This window comes from Actinomyces sp. zg-332 (assembly GCF_011751945.2).
In the GTDB taxonomy this organism is placed as follows: Bacteria; Actinomycetota; Actinomycetes; order Actinomycetales; family Actinomycetaceae; genus ZJ293.
This window is the reverse complement of record NZ_CP064951.1, coordinates 1,343,302-1,358,418: the sequence shown is the minus strand read 5'-3', so window position 1 is coordinate 1,358,418 and position 15,117 is coordinate 1,343,302. Positions and strand designations below refer to the sequence as shown.

The 15,117-nt window shown below is 35.9% G+C and carries 15 protein-coding genes, 4 tRNA genes and 1 pseudogene; 14 read left to right on the top strand and 6 right to left on the bottom strand.

Annotated features, from left to right (window positions below):
- Positions 1-321: 321 nt before the first annotated feature.
- From htpX to HCQ94_RS05420, 3 genes are all read right to left on the bottom strand, one after another.
- Entirely contained in the window at positions 322-1,185 is an 864-nt protein-coding gene (gene htpX / locus HCQ94_RS05430; RefSeq protein ID WP_166982510.1) for a zinc metalloprotease HtpX, read from the bottom strand.
- A gap of 25 nt (positions 1,186-1,210) precedes the next feature.
- Positions 1,211-1,705, bottom strand: coding sequence for a YajQ family cyclic di-GMP-binding protein (locus tag HCQ94_RS05425; protein ID WP_166978476.1), 495 nt, complete (start codon positions 1,703-1,705; stop codon positions 1,211-1,213).
- 271 nt (positions 1,706-1,976) lie between these two features.
- Positions 1,977-2,165 carry a hypothetical protein gene (locus HCQ94_RS05420; RefSeq protein ID WP_166982508.1) on the bottom strand — a complete coding sequence of 63 codons (189 nt, stop codon included), beginning with the start codon at positions 2,163-2,165 and terminating at the stop codon, positions 1,977-1,979.
- Between the two features lie 814 nt (positions 2,166-2,979).
- Here HCQ94_RS05420 and HCQ94_RS05415 point away from each other — a divergent pair.
- The 6 genes from HCQ94_RS05415 (at position 2,980) to HCQ94_RS05390 (ending at position 7,052) form a co-directional block, all read left to right on the top strand.
- Positions 2,980-3,061: transfer RNA gene (locus HCQ94_RS05415), tRNA-Tyr, on the top strand.
- 35 nt (positions 3,062-3,096) lie between these two features.
- A tRNA-Thr gene (locus tag HCQ94_RS05410) sits at positions 3,097-3,169 on the top strand.
- 30 nt (positions 3,170-3,199) lie between these two features.
- Positions 3,200-3,273, top strand: a tRNA-Met gene (locus HCQ94_RS05405).
- 59 nt (positions 3,274-3,332) lie between these two features.
- Positions 3,333-3,503, top strand: coding sequence for a 50S ribosomal protein L33 (gene rpmG / locus HCQ94_RS05400; RefSeq protein ID WP_166978478.1), 171 nt, complete (start codon positions 3,333-3,335; stop codon positions 3,501-3,503).
- Positions 3,504-4,414: 911 nt separating this feature from the next.
- Complete coding sequence (locus HCQ94_RS05395) at positions 4,415-5,719, top strand: MFS transporter (RefSeq protein WP_166982506.1); 1,305 nt, start codon at positions 4,415-4,417, stop codon at positions 5,717-5,719.
- Between the two features lie 109 nt (positions 5,720-5,828).
- Positions 5,829-7,052, top strand: a complete 1,224-nt coding sequence (locus HCQ94_RS05390; protein WP_198426292.1) for a UDP-N-acetylmuramate dehydrogenase — start codon at positions 5,829-5,831, stop codon at positions 7,050-7,052.
- Positions 7,053-7,149: 97 nt separating this feature from the next.
- Here HCQ94_RS05390 and HCQ94_RS05385 read toward each other — a convergent pair.
- Both HCQ94_RS05385 and HCQ94_RS05380 read right to left on the bottom strand, forming a co-directional pair.
- Positions 7,150-7,590, bottom strand: a pseudogene (locus tag HCQ94_RS05385) (GNAT family N-acetyltransferase); the annotation flags it as partial.
- A 248-nt stretch (positions 7,591-7,838) separates the two neighbouring features.
- The gene (locus tag HCQ94_RS05380; protein WP_166982502.1) at positions 7,839-9,044 is read right to left on the bottom strand and encodes a pyridoxal phosphate-dependent aminotransferase; all 1,206 of its coding nucleotides are present in this window, start codon (positions 9,042-9,044) and stop codon (positions 7,839-7,841) included.
- A 300-nt stretch (positions 9,045-9,344) separates the two neighbouring features.
- Between HCQ94_RS05380 and HCQ94_RS05375 the strand changes: the two genes are divergently transcribed.
- From HCQ94_RS05375 to rplA, 5 genes are all read left to right on the top strand, one after another.
- Positions 9,345-9,417, top strand: a tRNA-Trp gene (locus HCQ94_RS05375).
- Positions 9,418-9,462: 45 nt separating this feature from the next.
- On the top strand, positions 9,463-9,705 hold the full coding sequence (secE, locus tag HCQ94_RS05370) for a preprotein translocase subunit SecE (RefSeq protein WP_166978486.1): 243 nt from the start codon (positions 9,463-9,465) through the stop codon (positions 9,703-9,705).
- A gap of 25 nt (positions 9,706-9,730) precedes the next feature.
- A complete protein-coding gene (nusG, locus tag HCQ94_RS05365) occupies positions 9,731-10,501 on the top strand; it encodes a transcription termination/antitermination protein NusG (protein ID WP_166978488.1) in 771 nt (256 codons plus the stop codon).
- 167 nt (positions 10,502-10,668) lie between these two features.
- A complete protein-coding gene (gene rplK, locus HCQ94_RS05360) occupies positions 10,669-11,100 on the top strand; it encodes a 50S ribosomal protein L11 (RefSeq protein WP_166978490.1) in 432 nt (143 codons plus the stop codon).
- 89 nt (positions 11,101-11,189) lie between these two features.
- Positions 11,190-11,906, top strand: a complete 717-nt coding sequence (gene rplA, locus HCQ94_RS05355; RefSeq protein WP_166978492.1) for a 50S ribosomal protein L1 — start codon at positions 11,190-11,192, stop codon at positions 11,904-11,906.
- Between the two features lie 371 nt (positions 11,907-12,277).
- Here rplA and HCQ94_RS05350 read toward each other — a convergent pair whose 3' ends face one another.
- Positions 12,278-12,577: a hypothetical protein gene (locus HCQ94_RS05350; protein WP_196373605.1), complete on the bottom strand. Its 300-nt coding sequence runs from the start codon at positions 12,575-12,577 to the stop codon at positions 12,278-12,280.
- A gap of 275 nt (positions 12,578-12,852) precedes the next feature.
- Here HCQ94_RS05350 and HCQ94_RS05345 point away from each other — a divergent pair, with 275 nt between their 5' ends.
- The 3 genes from HCQ94_RS05345 to rplL all read left to right on the top strand — a co-directional run bounded on the left by HCQ94_RS05345 (position 12,853) and on the right by rplL (position 15,006).
- Entirely contained in the window at positions 12,853-13,767 is a 915-nt protein-coding gene (locus HCQ94_RS05345) for a DUF4300 family protein (RefSeq protein ID WP_166978494.1), read from the top strand.
- A 273-nt stretch (positions 13,768-14,040) separates the two neighbouring features.
- Entirely contained in the window at positions 14,041-14,562 is a 522-nt protein-coding gene (gene rplJ, locus HCQ94_RS05340; protein WP_166978496.1) for a 50S ribosomal protein L10, read from the top strand.
- Positions 14,563-14,616: 54 nt separating this feature from the next.
- Positions 14,617-15,006, top strand: coding sequence for a 50S ribosomal protein L7/L12 (gene rplL, locus HCQ94_RS05335; protein ID WP_166978498.1), 390 nt, complete (start codon positions 14,617-14,619; stop codon positions 15,004-15,006).
- The last annotated feature ends 111 nt before the right edge of the window (positions 15,007-15,117 follow it).

Here is a 15,117-nt window from a genome sequence, read left to right as displayed (position 1 = left end):
GTAACTTGTTGTAAAACAATAAAGTCTGTTTGATTTTACGCATAGATATACTGGTCATTTTAAACTGTTACTTTGGGACATAGTTATAGTATTTTGTGAATCACTATTTTTATTTATATGAAGTTTGTTCTATTTTTGCAAGGATATTTGCCCAAAATAAAAGTTTCAACGATACATAAAGCTAAGTGGAAGATAACTAGATTTGAGTTTTAGATTCGTTACTATAAGCTTCGTGTAATAAAAATAAATTATACCTTTTTATGCAACTACGATTGATGAAGCTTTCTATGCAATGCTCTTTTAAAGATATACAAGTCGTGCTTAGTATCCAGCTATTTCCTCTAATCTTTTTATTCTTTCCTCAGTAGGTGGATGTGTGGAAAAGAAATTCTTAGCATTTAAACTACCGAAAGGGTTAGCAATCATCATGTGTGAAACTTGCTCTGTTTTAGGTGTTTCAGGCAAAGGAGCAAGTTGTATGCCCGACTCTAGTTTTTTCAAAGCAGAAGCCAAAGCTAACGGATCTTCACACAAGTGCGCACCATCTTCATCAGCGTCATACTCCCTTGTACGAGAAATAGCGAGTTGCAGCATCGTAGAAGCGACAGGAGCCAGCAGTGCTAAGAGTATAGAAGAAAAAATATTTCCCCTATTATCAGATCCTCTGCCTCCGGCAAAGAAAGCCAAATGTGCTAGAGAAGTTATTAAGCTACCTATTCCAGCTGCAATCGAGCTTGTCAAAATGTCTCTATTGTATACGTGCATTAATTCGTGAGCTAATACGGCTCTTAGCTCACGTTCATTGAGTATTGCAAGTATTCCGTGAGTACAGCACACAGCTGCATGGTTCGGATTCCTACCAGTAGCAAAAGCATTAGGGGAATTTGTAGGAGCTACATATAGTCGTGGCATAGGTTTTCCAGCTTTTTGACTCAATTCAGCAACAATCTTGTGCATTTGTGGTTGTTGTTGCTCATTCACAGGGTATGCATTCATTGACCTTATAGCAATTTTGTCACTATTCCAGTATGAATAGAATATAAACCATAATCCAAACATCATGAAGAAAAACATGAAGCCTATATGATTGAAAGCTATAGATAATCCACTACCTATTAAGGCTAGTATTGCGAACATACTTGATAGCAATATGACTGTTTTCAACCCGTTATTGTGCGAATGCATACTTTCCCCCTGTGTTGAATGAGAATTACCTGTAGTTTACGAATTGTAGAGCTGCATCTACATCTGATTCTTTCAAAAGTGCTATTACAGCCTGTAAATCATCTCTAGACTTTGAACTAACTCTTACTTCTTCGCCCTGAATTTGTGTTTTTACGCCTTTAGGTCCTTTTTCGCGAATAATTTTTGTGATTTGTTTTGCAATATCTTGGTTAAGTCCCTCTCTTAGAGGAGCAACTAGTTTATAGTCCTTACCTGAAGCTTTTGGTTCACGATCTTTAGTATCTAAGACTTTTAAAGAAAGACCTCGACGGAGTAGTTTTGTTTGTAGAACGTCAAGGATAGCCATGACTCTTTGAGGAGCATTAGCCTGCATAATGACGGCGTCTTTTGTGAGTTCTATATCTGCGTTAACGTTTTTAAAATCGTAACGTTGAGAAATTTCTTTGGCTGTTTGGTTTACAGCGTTGTCCACTTCTTGCCTATCCAATTTAGAAACGATGTCGAAAGATGAATCTGCCATTTTATACTCTATTCCTAATAAGTGTTTACGTATATTTCTATATAACATTATAGTGCTTACTTACAGTTATGTATTTGTTTTATTTAATATTGTGGATAATTTCTCTAGGTGCGTAATTTTAGATTTGTAAGCATTGATTTTTGCTTAGTTTGTTGTAAGTGTAGTAGTGAATATTAGGGGTTTATATGTCATTTGGTAGTTTTAGTCTTAAAAATTGAATGTTTGTTGTAGGGGAGCAAAAGTAGTGGCAAGATGAATGAAGATGGTGTTATTATTCCTCTTTCAACTCTTTCTCACGGCTAGCGGTATGAGTTCTAAATACTTCTAACTCTTCTAAAGTAGGGTGTTGAGTTATAAAATTCTTAGCCTTGCTTTTAAGGACACTGCATTTTTTATTTTCTATTGCCTCTAGGGTATTTGCTAGATATTTTTTAATTCTTTCTGATTGTGTCATAGCCATTTTTATATTAATCCTTTCCAATATTAGAGGTGGTTAGGAAAACTACATTGTACCGTCCCTTTTTTTGAAGCTTTCTAACTTATAAGTGCTTTTCTCTTTAGCTTTTTGGGGACTTAGAGTTGCGCAAAGCTCTATGGTTTTCTTGAAAATTGTTTGTTGTTAGTAACATTGTAGTTTCAACTGTATTGTTCTCTTGGATTTGTATTTCTTTTACCCAAGTTACTTTATACTTAGTCATCTTGTAATATTTCGTATAAATAGTTCAATGTAGCCCATTATTTGGGGTTACACTTTTATATAAGTAACTTTTTCAGGAAATAAATTTTCTGTCAGCTTATCAGTTTTGCGTTCAGGTGTACTATCGTAAAGTTTTACATAACATTTTACACTGATTCTTGAGCTTCTTTTTCATTTTAATATGACTAAGTTAGGAATCGTAAATATTATGAGCAGTAATAACGATAAGATTCTCAAAGTTTTTGGAATACTTCTTAATATAAGGTTTAATGAGTTTTTATAGCGCGAGTTGTTCTATTAGTTACAAGTAAATATTTAATATAGTATTCAAATAAGACTATCTTAATATGTGGTAATGAACATAGTTTCAATTTTACTGGTACGATGTTTGTGATATTTGATTAAGCTACAAATTTAAAACGATTTAATTGCTTTTAAATAAAAATATTGTAAAGACTGAAATAAAAGCGTTTTCAGGTAATTTTGCTAAAAATTTCATAGTTTTTTCTAAAATTTATTTATTTACTATTTGCTAGATTGCCCCGTTTGATATATACTCTTGTTTTGTTGAATTATTGGCGAGTTTCCCGAGTGGCCAAAGGGGGCTGACTGTAAATCAGCTGCGGAACGCTTCGGGGGTTCGAATCCCTCACTCGCCACAGTTTTGTTTTTTCGTATTGGTAATCTATGCGATGCCTCGATAGCTCAGTCGGTAGAGCATCTCCATGGTAAGGAGAAGGTCAGGGGTTCAAGTCCCCTTCGGGGCTCTGGTGTAACCATTGTGGTTTCCCACTTTTGGCGGGGTAGCTCAGTAGGTGAGAGCGCACGACTCATAATCGTGAGGTCGCGGGTTCGAGTCCCGCTCCCGCTACTTGGTTTTTACACCTAAGTGGTGCAAAAGCAGCACTAAGTATAGATAAAGGAAGTGCCGTGGCTAGTAAGTCTGCTGATGTCCGTCCAAAGATTACTTTGGCTTGCTCAGAATGTAAAGAGCGTAATTACATCACTAAGAAGAACCGTCGCAACACACCAGACCGCTTAGAATTGGCTAAGTACTGCCCACGTTGCAACGCTAAAACAGCTCATCGTGAAACACGTTAAGTTGTATTATTGTTCGTGAAATCGTACCCCGTTTACAAATATGTAACGGGGGTTACGTTTATTAAATGTATTTTAGATAAATAAAACTGTTTATGTGGTTTTAAGTATTTCTGGGTCTTGTATTTCTTTTAAAGTTGATTTTGGCTTTTGCTTTTACTTTGCGTTTGTAGACTGAAAGTATTTTGGGATTTCTATTTTATTTACGGTTTTATTTCTTAGATTTGCCATATTATATTTATAGTTTTGGAAATATTGTTTATTACACAAATGTGGTATTGATTGAGATATTACGTAAGTTTTCCACAATTTTAAAATTTTATTTTAAAACACCAACGAAATAATCTACTATGAATTTGTAATTAGTTTTATTTTTTATAGATAGGAAATAGTATGAAAAATATTTTTTACTTTACGAAGTGTTAAGATAAAAAATTGTGTGTTGTTTTATTGTGAACAGGTATACTTGTCCAATTTATTTTTATTGGTAATGAAGCATCATTTTACTTATGGGATACTGAAAATATACATTTCTAGAATGTTATAAGAGTGGTAGTTTATTTATAAGTATTTTTACTAGTGATAAAAATATTTACGTTAGAAATCAAAAATACTGTAGAGCTAATAGACAGCACTAAGAGAAAATATTAGATAAATAAAAGTACTCAGAACAAAATGCTACTTTTGTTGTTCTTATATTAATATTTCTATACATAATAATTGTAGTTTGTAATAATAAAAGACCAGCTTTATTTTTTGCTTTGATGAACTGTTTATTTATAAATAGTTACCACCTAATTAAAACGATTTATTAAACAAAATTCAAAGACTTACGAATAAAACTCGATTAGTTATATAATACTTTAGATAAATACTTTCATAAAAAGAATGCGAAAAAGGTTTATACGATATTTATGAATGACACACTTGATAATAAAAAATTTATAGATAAAAAAGTTGTTAGAAAAGCCTCTTTTGCTACTTTTGCTCTATTTTTCATATTTGGAACTCTAGTAAATTCATGGTACTCACGTATCCCATCAGTGAGAGACAGCATGGACTTATCAGCCCTAGAATTATCTCAGATACTTATTGTAGCTGCTTTAGGATCAATACTAGGTTTGCCATTCGTTGGCTACATGAATGAAAAATTTGGGGCAAGAAAAGTAATCATTATCTCAATTAGTGGTTTTGTATTCCTTATGTTTGGGGTTTTATACTCCTTGTGCACTAAAAATATAGTAATGGTTTGTATTTACTTATTTTTAGCGCATTTTGTAATGTCTTTTTGTGAAGGAACAGTAAATATTGAGGGTGGAAGAATTGAAATTGCTATGCAAAAGTCAATTATTTCTGCTTATCACGGAGGATTTTCTCTGGGAACTGTTTTTTCAGCTATAGTTGCTTCAATTGTTTCACATTTAGGGGTAAGTATTTACTACCACTTGACATCAATTTATATACTTTCATTAATCTTAATGGTTATCGCTAGTGTATATATTTTGCCTTACGAATACTTGCGTACAGTCTTTATGTTCGGTTATATTCCACCTAAAGATGCTGATAAAAATGACAAAGTTGATTCTGCTGATAAAAACTTAGAAAATCAAGGGCAGGGAACTAAGACAAGAAATAGTGCTTGGTTTGAAAAACGTACTTTGCTCATTGGCGTAACAATTTTAGGCTCTGCATTAACTGAGGGAGCTGCTAACGACTGGTTATCCCTGTCCTTAGTGCAGTCTTTCGGGAAAACTGAAGCTTTTGGGGCTATGGCATTAGGAATATTTGTTGCAAGCATGACAATTACTCGTATGTCTGCTAGTCCGTTTGTAGGAAAGTTTGGGCGAGTCAGAGTTCTAAGGTTCTGTACTGCTTTAGGTGGTATAGGCTTATTGCTCTTTGTGTTCTCTCCGTGGGTAGAGCTGTGCTTAGTTGGTATTGTTGCTTGGGCTATAGGCTCAGCTTTGGGATTTCCGCTCGGCATGTCTGCTGCTTCTGATGATCCTTTGAAAGCTTCAGAACGTGTGGCTGTTACATCAACTATTGGATACGGTGCCTTCTTCTTGGGACCAGCAATAGTGGGGTTTATAGCAGAGTATGTTGGATACCGTATGTCTCTAGTGGTTATTATGATTCCTATAGTATTAGCTTTAATATTTATCCCAGTTTTAAAACCACTTCCCACAAGAGATATGATGGAAGCTGAAAAAATAAAATAAGTAAATTTTCAGTTTTATTCCCTCAATTAAGTATTTGTTAAATATATAACCTATATACTATGTAAACTAAAGGGATAAAATTTACAGGAATTAAAGCCGGGAGGGGACAATGGATAACAACCAGTTTTACATTTCTAACAGTTGTTCTGATGATATGTATGAATTAGATTCTGGTTTTGAAGTTAAATCTGTTAAAACAGGAGTTTCCCCTAAAGGTAGTTTTGGTGATAAACCTACATTTGCTGATCTTACAACCATGTGTGTGGGGGGAAGTATTGCTAACTATGTTGAAGTAGAAACAGAGTTAGATTTTATAAATGCTGTGAAACAAGCTGATGAAAAAGGTGAAAAGCTTTTAGTAATTGGTGCTGGTTCGAATATTGTTGGTTCTGAAGAAAACTTTGATGGTAGTGTTATTAGAGATGTTAGGACTGGAATAAAAGTTATAGATAACAGTGCTTGTGGGGGAGTTAGTGTAGAAGTTGTTGCAGGTCACCCTTGGGATGAGTTTGTTGCTTTTACTGTTTCTAAAGGTTGGGTAGGACTTGAATGCTTGAGCGGAATACCAGGAACGGTTGGAGCTAGTCCCGTACAAAATATCGGTGCTTATGGGGTAGAAGTACAACAGTTTATTTCCAAAGTTATTACCTACGATAGAGTAACTAAGAGTCAACGTACCTTTACGAATAGTGAGCTCGAGTTTGCTTACAGGTCTTCAATTCTAAAAACTTCTCGTAAGGAAAATAATCCTTATACAGGTTTAGCATTTGGAGCAACAGGTAGATATATTGTCTTGAAAGTAGAATTTCAGTTCAGACATGCTAGTGATAGTTTACCGATTAAGTACAAAGAACTTGCACAGTATTTAGGTGTAAACGTTGGGGATAGGGCTGAATCTACAAAAGTTCGAGACGCTGTAATTAGCATTAGAACAAGTAAAGGCACTTGTTTAAATAGTGAAGATGTGAATACTCGTAGCAGTGGATCTTACTTCTTAAATCCTATTGTTTCATGTGAAACAGCTGAAAAATTGGGAGAAAGTGCTCCTGTCTTTGACGTAACTGATTATGCTAGTGCTTCTCAAATAGATAGTGCTGGAAAAACTGTTGCAGGTCTGAAGAAAGTATCAGCTGCTTGGTTAATTCAAAATGCTGGTTTTGCTAAAGGCTATGGGGATAACAAAGGTGCTAGTTTATCAGACTATCATGTGCTTATATTAGTAAACCGAGGTGAAGCTACTAGTACAGACATAAGGGAATTGGCTGACGAAATAATTTCAAAAGTTAGAAATAGATATGGAATTACTTTAGAGCCTGAACCTGTGTATGTATAAGTGGGTAAATAGATTATTCGTAGCTTTATATTTACTATAACCTTATAAGCTAACTGTAGCTACTCGCTACACTAAAGCTTAATTAGTGACTTGTGTCCTATACTTGTTCTATATTCTTTACGAAAAAGTGTTGGTCAAAATCGGAAAAACAAGGCGATATCTTGAATAACTCAGTATATCCAAGCTTTTTATAAAAATCTGGAGCTTGAAAGCTGTAAGTGTTCAACAATATTCTCTTCAAATTATCTTGTTTTGCTAGTTGTTCAACATGCTGTAATAGAGTTTTCCCATATTTTTTCGCTCTGTAATCTGGATCTACAAATAAAAACTCTACTTCTAAGGTATCAAAAGTACTAGATGCAACTATTCCAGCGATTATCTTACTGTTCTCATCTGTTGGATCTTGCTTTATATGAAAGCTGTAGTTCTTGAAATTAGACATATATTGTCTGTTATATTTTCTTAACTGCTTATGAATATAATCGTTATCTGATTCTTTGCTCTGCGAAATCACTTTCTTAAAATCCTTATGCGTGTACGTGTATGTATATTTCTGTGCTTATGAGCAGGATATTTTTGCATATTGTCGTGCTTATATGTATGGTGTAGAAACAATCGTAGCCTTATATATAACTCTTATTCTTATCCCCATTTTACACCTAGTGGTTAGCTTAAAACTTATTGAAACGAAATGTTTAAAGCACAGTACTAGTGAGTAAGAAATGACGATTAAGCAAAGTTACCCCCAGCCGAAAAGACTGGGAGTGACTCTGTTATTGAAGACTTTTAGTGTACTTCTGATAATAGTTTTTGTACTCGTGTTAGACCTTCGACAAGATCTTCATCGCTCAAAGCATAGGATAAGCGTAAGTAACCTGTAGAGCCAAAAGCTTCACCCGGAACTAGTGCCACCATAGCGTGTTCTAACACTAAAGCTGCTAAATGGTTACTTGATTCAATTACTTCGCCACGCAAAGTCTTACCTATAAAATATTCGACATTTGGATAGCAATAGAAAGCACCTTTTGGTGTACTTAGCTTTATACCCTCTATCTCATTTAGCATTTTAATCATCGTTTTGCGTCGACGATCAAAAGATTCACGCATTTCATAAACAGCAGCTAAATCACCAGCAACTGCTGTGAGAGCTGCTTGCTGAGCAATATTACAGACATTTGATGTCAAATGTGATTGGAAGTTAGTTGCTGCTTTTATAGCGTCTGTTGGGCCTATCATCCAGCCTATACGCCAGCCAGTCATAGCATAAGTTTTAGCGACACCGTTCACTACGATAGTTTGGTCAGCGAGTTCTGGCACAATTTCAACTATGTGTAGGCTTTCAGCATCGTCATAAATCAAATGTTCATATATCTCATCTGTGATTACCCATACTCCGTGTTCTAAACACCATTTACCGATAGCTTCCAATTCATCTTTTGTGTAAACACTACCAGTTGGGTTAGATGGGGAACAAAGTAACAAAACCTTAGTTTTCTCAGTTAAAGCTTTATCTAAATCGTCTACAGTGATTTTGAAATCTGTATCAAAAGTTGTATCTATTGTTACTGTTTTTGCTCCACACAAAGCTATTACTTCTGGATAAGTTGTCCAATAAGGGGCTGGTAAAATCGCTTCGTCACCTTCATTTAAAATGGAAGCGAATGCTTGAAATACCGCTTGTTTTCCACCATTTGTGACTAGAATATTATTTGGGTCTACTTCGTATTTGCTGTCGCGTTTTGTCTTTTGAGCAATAGCTTTGCGTAGTGGTACAAGTCCGCTAGTTGGAGAATACCTGTGATTAGCTGGATTTTTAGCTGCTTCAATTGCTGATTCAACGATATAATCAGGTGTTTGAAAATCAGGTTCACCTGCACCAAAACCTATTACCGGTTTGCCTGCTGCTTTTAATTCTTTGGCTTTTGCATCAACTGCTAATGTTGCGCTTGGCGTTATTGAGCCTAGTCTTTTTGAAATTCGTGTTTTTGTCATGATAGTCCAAGTTCTTATAAAATAAAGGAAATAGTATGTGCTTCTAATTTTATTATACTTTCTATGGATTTTAGTATTTATATTCTTAAATGTTTACTCTTTATTTATAAATACTCTGTTTTGTGTGAAGTTGAGATATAAGCTAAATATATTAAAACTTACCTATTTGGAGTTTGCTATTTATCAAATAATATGCGTGTTATTTTAGGCATAATATAATTTTTAGTCAGTATTTTAAGAAAATATTTGTTAATTTTTATCTTGTTTGCTATTATATATAAGTTGTTATTTGATACACAAAGGGCAGTGGCGCAATTGGTAGCGCACCGGTCTCCAAAACCGGCGGTTGTGGGTTCGAGTCCCTCCTGCCCTGCTACGCGTATATAGATTATTTCAATCCTAGGGTAAGGAATAAATAGTGGCTGATAACTCGGTTAAAAAATCAGATAGTAACTCTGGTAAAAAATCAGTTGGGTTTTTGGGTAGAATTCTTCTATTCATAAAGCAAGTTATAGCTGAGTTAAAAAAAGTTGTTTATCCTACTAAAAATGAACTATGGACATATTTTTGGGTAGTTATAGTTTTCGTGTTGATGATTATGGCTTTTGTTGGTGTATTTGATGGCTTGTTGAATGTCATTGTTCGTTTGGTATTTGGGTAATTAATTACTAGAAAGTAGTCTTAAAGTGTCTGATTTAGAGTTGAATGAAGAAAACGTTGAATCTGTAGCATCTGATGAGAACGCTACTGACGTTGTTGAAGAACAAGTTATTACTCAAGACGAAAATGCTCCACGTACACACACTGGTAAGATAATTACTGATGAAACTTTTGATGCAAAAGCTGAAGCTGAAAAGTTGATTCGTCAGCGTTTACGCACACAACCAGGTAAATGGTATGTGATTCATTCGTATGCTACTTACGAACGCAGAGTAAAAGCTAATCTTGAACAGCGTATACAAAACTTCGATATGGAAGACTATATTTTTGAAGTAGAAGTTCCTATGGAAGAAGTCGTTGAAATTAAGAATGCTGAACGCAAGACTGTGCGTCGCGTACGTGTTCCAGGTTATGTTTTGGTACGTATGGAAATGACTAACGACTCTTGGCGTATTGTTAAGGACACACCTGCAGTTACAGGTTTTGTTGGTGATCCTCGTAACCCTGTTCCTTTGACTGATGAAGAAGCTATTTCTATGCTAACACCTAGTGTTGAAGCTGAAATTCTATCTGAGGTTGAAAATGCTAGTAGCAAGAGGAAATCAACAGCTCCAGTTATTCAAGTTGAATTTGAAGCTGGGGAATCTGTTATCGTTACTGATGGTCCTTTCGAGACTTTGCCAGCAACTATTTCAGAAGTTCTTCCTGAATCACAAAAACTTAAAGTTTTGGTTTCAATTTTCGGACGTGAAACACCAGTTGAGCTTAATTTCTCTCAGGTAGCTAAAAACGACTAATTTATACGCTACTTACTAATAGAATAAAACTTCTTTAAAAGCCGTACTACTTTTCAAAGTATGGCTTTTTAAGATATTATATATATTTGTGCAATGGACTATTTGCACACTATTTATGTCAAATGATATAGATAGATTTTATTTTTTGATAGGTAAGGACCCCAAAAATGGCACCTAAGAAAAAGGTAGTCGGGCTGATTAAGCTACAAATCCAAGCCGGCGCTGCTAACCCAGCTCCTCCGGTTGGTCCAGCTCTTGGTCAGCACGGTGTTAATATTATGGAGTTCTGCAAGGCTTACAATGCTGCTACTGAAGCACAGCGTGGCAATGTTATCCCTGTAGAAATTACTGTTTACGAAGACCGTTCTTTCACATTCGTAACAAAGACTCCTCCAGCTGCTGAAATGATTAAGAAAGCTGCTGGTATTCCAAAAGGTTCAGGTACTCCTCACACTGTTAAAGTAGGTAAACTAACTGAAGCACAGGTTCGTGAGATTGCTGAATTTAAGATGGCTGATCTAAATGCTAATGACATTGAAGGTGCAGCTAAAATTATTGCTGGAACAGCTCGTTCCATGGGTGTAACAGTCGAAGGCTAACCCAAAAGTTATTAATCGTTTAGCACCATATGGTGCGGTGGTAGGATCCAGCGCGATCTGATTACCACTACTGCTAAGGAGATAAGCAGATGCCAAAGCGCAGCAAGAAATACCGTTTAGCTTCGGAAAAGATTCATGCAGGTGAACTTTATTATCCACTACAAGCTATGCGTTTAGCTAAAGAAACATCTATTACTAAGTTTGATGCAACTGTTGAAGTTGTTTTCCGACTAGGTGTTGACCCACGTAAGGCAGATCAAATGGTTCGTGGAACTGTTAACTTGCCTCACGGTACTGGTAAGACCGCTAGGGTCCTGGTCTTCGCTGTTGGTGAGCGTGCACAGCAGGCTCTTGACGCAGGTGCCGATGAAGTTGGTGGCGACGAATTGATCGAAAAGGTATCAAAGGGATACACAGATTTCGACGTCGCTGTTGCAACACCTGATTTGATGGGTAAGGTTGGTCGTCTAGGTCGTGTCCTAGGTCCTCGTGGTTTGATGCCAAACCCAAAGACTGGCACAGTTACTATGGACGTTGCTAAAGCTGTTAAGGAAATTAAGGGCGGTCGTATCGAATTCCGTGTCGACAAGCACTCAAACCTACACTTCATTGTCGGTAAGACTTCTTTCACAGAAGAACAGCTAGTTGAAAACTACGCAGCTGCTCAAGAAGAAATTCTACGTTTGAAGCCAACAACTTCAAAGGGTCGCTACGTTCAGAAGGGTACTGTTACAACAACTATGGGTCCAGGTATCCCATTGGATACAACTAAGACTCGTAACCTAACAACAGAAGATCCTTCATAATGAGTTTTCGTTAAGATCTCACAAAATTGCCTCTGCTGATAGTGGGGGCAATTTTTTATGCTTTTCTATATTTAGAGTGTTTGTGTTTAGTTTTGGTGATTACTTATTTGATTTATCTATATTTGTGATTTTGTCTACTTTTAGATAATTATTTATTTGGCTTACCTATGTTGGCGTTTTTATTTACTCGATTTATCTATATTTGCGATTCTATTTGTTTCTGATATTAGTTACATGTTTGTTTGTAGTTTATTTCTGCTTGGTTTATTTATCCTTCTACTTTTATATGCATTTTACTTATACTCGCATATTTGCATTTATCTTACTTAAATTCCTGTTTATTCAGCTGATATATTCTGTGAAAAGTCTGTCTACACTGAAATTTGTTCATGCATATATTTCAAAACCTTTACATAAAAGTTTTTATTGCGTATGCTTGCTTGTCTGCTTGTCTGCTTGTCTGCTTGTCTGCTTGTCTGCTTGTCTGCTTGTCTGCTTGTCTGCTTGTCTGCTTGTCTGCTTGTCTGCTTGTCTGCTTGTCTGCTTGTCTGCTTGTCTGCTTGTCTGCTTGTCTGCTTGTCTGCTTGTCTGCTTTGGGAAAATACTTGAAAATCTAAGGACTTAAACAGTTTCTCATTTTCTAAAATATTAGGCTGTAAAAATGTTTGCAAACTTTTAGAAAACCGCTAAAACTCTACTGTTATAAGCAATTACATAGCTAAAAACTAAAATAAACTTTGTGGTTTAATTTTATCTCATATTTCGAGAAATATTCTTAGTATTTTTGACTAACGAATATACATCATATGTTGACTTACTCTATAATTGGAATGCATTTACAAACTGTTTTCCTCGTGATTTTTTCTTAACTTTTAGGTAAACATTGTATTGCTATATTTTGTATGTATTGCTCTAAAATCAGGCTTTGTGATGGGGGAAGTTTAGTATGAAGAGAGCTTTTAATCTGGTAGTAGCATTTTTCGCTGTTTTGTTTATAGCCACAGGTTGTTCTAATGTTGAAAAAACAGTAGAAAGTACCTCTAATCCTATAAAACCAAGTTTAACTTATTCAAATTTAGTTGATAAAGATTCACAAGATCAGCTACGGAAATATTTGAAAAAGGCTGATATTGCTGATGAAAAAATTGAAAGTTTGTTGAAAGACATAAACGAGTACAATAAATTAGTTGGAGATAAGGTTGGGCTAGTAAAAACAGGTTTCAAAACTATCAACTCTTTTTCTCCGATTTACGAAGACGATAAAATAGCTGAAATTTGGCAAAATCAAGGTTTGGTTGGCTATAACTGTCGCATAACTACTTTTAGACTGTTGTCTGACTTTATTAAAGTTAAAAACCCTAAAATTGATGATACAAGCATGCTATTTAGTGATAAAGAAGCAATTGAAACAAGTAATGTTATTCCTAAAGAACAAGAAAATAATTTTTATAGTTTATTCTCATATATAAGCACTGATGATACAGATAAAGTTCAAACGCATTTGAAAGCTCAGCAAGATAGTTGGCGAGATAAAGGTGTTTCTTTTGAAAACAAAAATGCTAGTGTTATATCGGTTGTATTCAATACTAATATTGAAGAAAAACAAGATACTGCACAGCTATTTATCGGGCATATCGGTATTTTGCTAAAAGGTGATAATGGTGAGTATATATTTCTAGAGAAACTGTCATTTACTGATCCTTATCAAATGTTAATTTTCAAAAATAAGCAAGAAGTAAATGATTACTTAGTGACAAAATATGATAATGATACGGTCTCTAAGACTGCACCACCTTTCATTATGGAAAATGCGAATTTGATGAAGGAATATAGGCCGAACTTAAATAAATACAAAAAATAGTGGCAAGTAATTTTAAATACGCACACTAGTTACTGAATTTCATGGGCTTTAGCAAAGTATTTGTTATTTTCTTTAGAATGTGATATATTCTTCATTAGTGTGCGTTACTTTCCTGTAACGTTACTGCCAGAGACCGTTGGTTCTTCGGAATAATGTGGTAGAACACACCAACGCAGGTAGACATAGGTGATTTCTGATGCCCTACGCTATCTGCGTGGGGTTTTTGTTTTATAAGAGTTCTGAAAAATCACGGCGACAATCGGAAGGAGGGCCATGGCGAGGCCTGATAAGGTAGCAGCAGTTGAAGAAATCGCTGAAAATTTGCGTAGTGCAACTGCCGTTTTGCTAACCGAATACCGTGGACTAAGCGTTACACAACTAAAAGAGTTGCGTCGTTCCCTAAACGGTATTGCAAACTACGCCGTGGTGAAGAACACTCTTGCTACAATTGCAGCCAAAGAAGTTGGTTTCGATTTCCTAGAATCAGAACTAACAGGTCCAACTGCTATTGCCTACGTAACAGGTGAACCAGTTGAAGCTGCTAAAGCACTACGTGACTTCTCCAAGGCAAACCCACAGCTAGTCATCAAGGCTGGTGTTCTAGAGGGTCAGCTACTAACCGTCGAAGACGTAAAGAAGTTGGCAAACCTAGAATCACGCGAAGTACTACTTGCAAAATCTGCTGGTGTGCTTAAAGCTGCAATGTACCAAGCTGCATATGTCTTTACAGCACCAGCTATCAAAGCTGTGCGTACAGTTGAAGCCCTACGCGTAAAGCAGGGCGGCGAAGAGTAATCTTCATATAAATCTATTTGCTCGTAAATGCGAGACTTTTAGGAAGGAAAACCCATGGCAAAGCTTACTCCAGCAGAACTAATTGAAGCTTTCAAAGAACTATCACTAATTGAACTATCAGATTTCGTTAAGCTATTCGAAGAAACATTCGATGTTGAAGCAGCAGCTCCAGCAGCAGTAGCAGTTGCAGCAGCTCCAGCAGCTGGTGGCGACGCAGGCGCAGCTGAAGAAAAAGACTCATTTGATGTTGTTCTAGAATCAGCTGGCGACAAGAAGATCGGTGTTATCAAGGTTGTACGTGCCCTAACATCACTAGGTCTAAAGGAAGCTAAGGAACTAGTTGACGGTGCTCCAAATACTGTTCTAGAAGGTGCAGCAAAGGAAGCAGCTGAAAAGGCAAAGGCTGAACTAGAAGAAGCTGGCGCAACTGTAACACTAAAGTAAGTTCAATTACTTTATTTATAGTTTTTATAAAATGTCCACTCGGGTTTCGGGTGGACATTTTTATTTAAGATTAATTAAGTATTTGCTGTTTTTTAGTGGGATAGGCTCGGG

Coding starts and splice junctions, on each gene's coding strand:
- HCQ94_RS05425 (WP_166978476.1), bottom strand. CDS start 1,705: ATGGCAGATTCATCTTTCGACATCGTTTCTAAATTGGATAGGCAAGAA.
- HCQ94_RS05395 (WP_166982506.1), top strand. CDS start 4,415: ATGAATGACACACTTGATAATAAAAAATTTATAGATAAAAAAGTTGTT.
- htpX (WP_166982510.1), bottom strand. CDS start 1,185: ATGCATTCGCACAATAACGGGTTGAAAACAGTCATATTGCTATCAAGT.
- rplL (WP_166978498.1), top strand. CDS start 14,617: ATGGCAAAGCTTACTCCAGCAGAACTAATTGAAGCTTTCAAAGAACTA.
- HCQ94_RS05380 (WP_166982502.1), bottom strand. CDS start 9,044: ATGACAAAAACACGAATTTCAAAAAGACTAGGCTCAATAACGCCAAGC.
- HCQ94_RS05390 (WP_198426292.1), top strand. CDS start 5,829: ATGGATAACAACCAGTTTTACATTTCTAACAGTTGTTCTGATGATATG.
- rplA (WP_166978492.1), top strand. CDS start 11,190: ATGCCAAAGCGCAGCAAGAAATACCGTTTAGCTTCGGAAAAGATTCAT.
- rplJ (WP_166978496.1), top strand. CDS start 14,041: ATGGCGAGGCCTGATAAGGTAGCAGCAGTTGAAGAAATCGCTGAAAAT.
- HCQ94_RS05420 (WP_166982508.1), bottom strand. CDS start 2,165: ATGGCTATGACACAATCAGAAAGAATTAAAAAATATCTAGCAAATACC.
- HCQ94_RS05345 (WP_166978494.1), top strand. CDS start 12,853: ATGAAGAGAGCTTTTAATCTGGTAGTAGCATTTTTCGCTGTTTTGTTT.
- rplK (WP_166978490.1), top strand. CDS start 10,669: ATGGCACCTAAGAAAAAGGTAGTCGGGCTGATTAAGCTACAAATCCAA.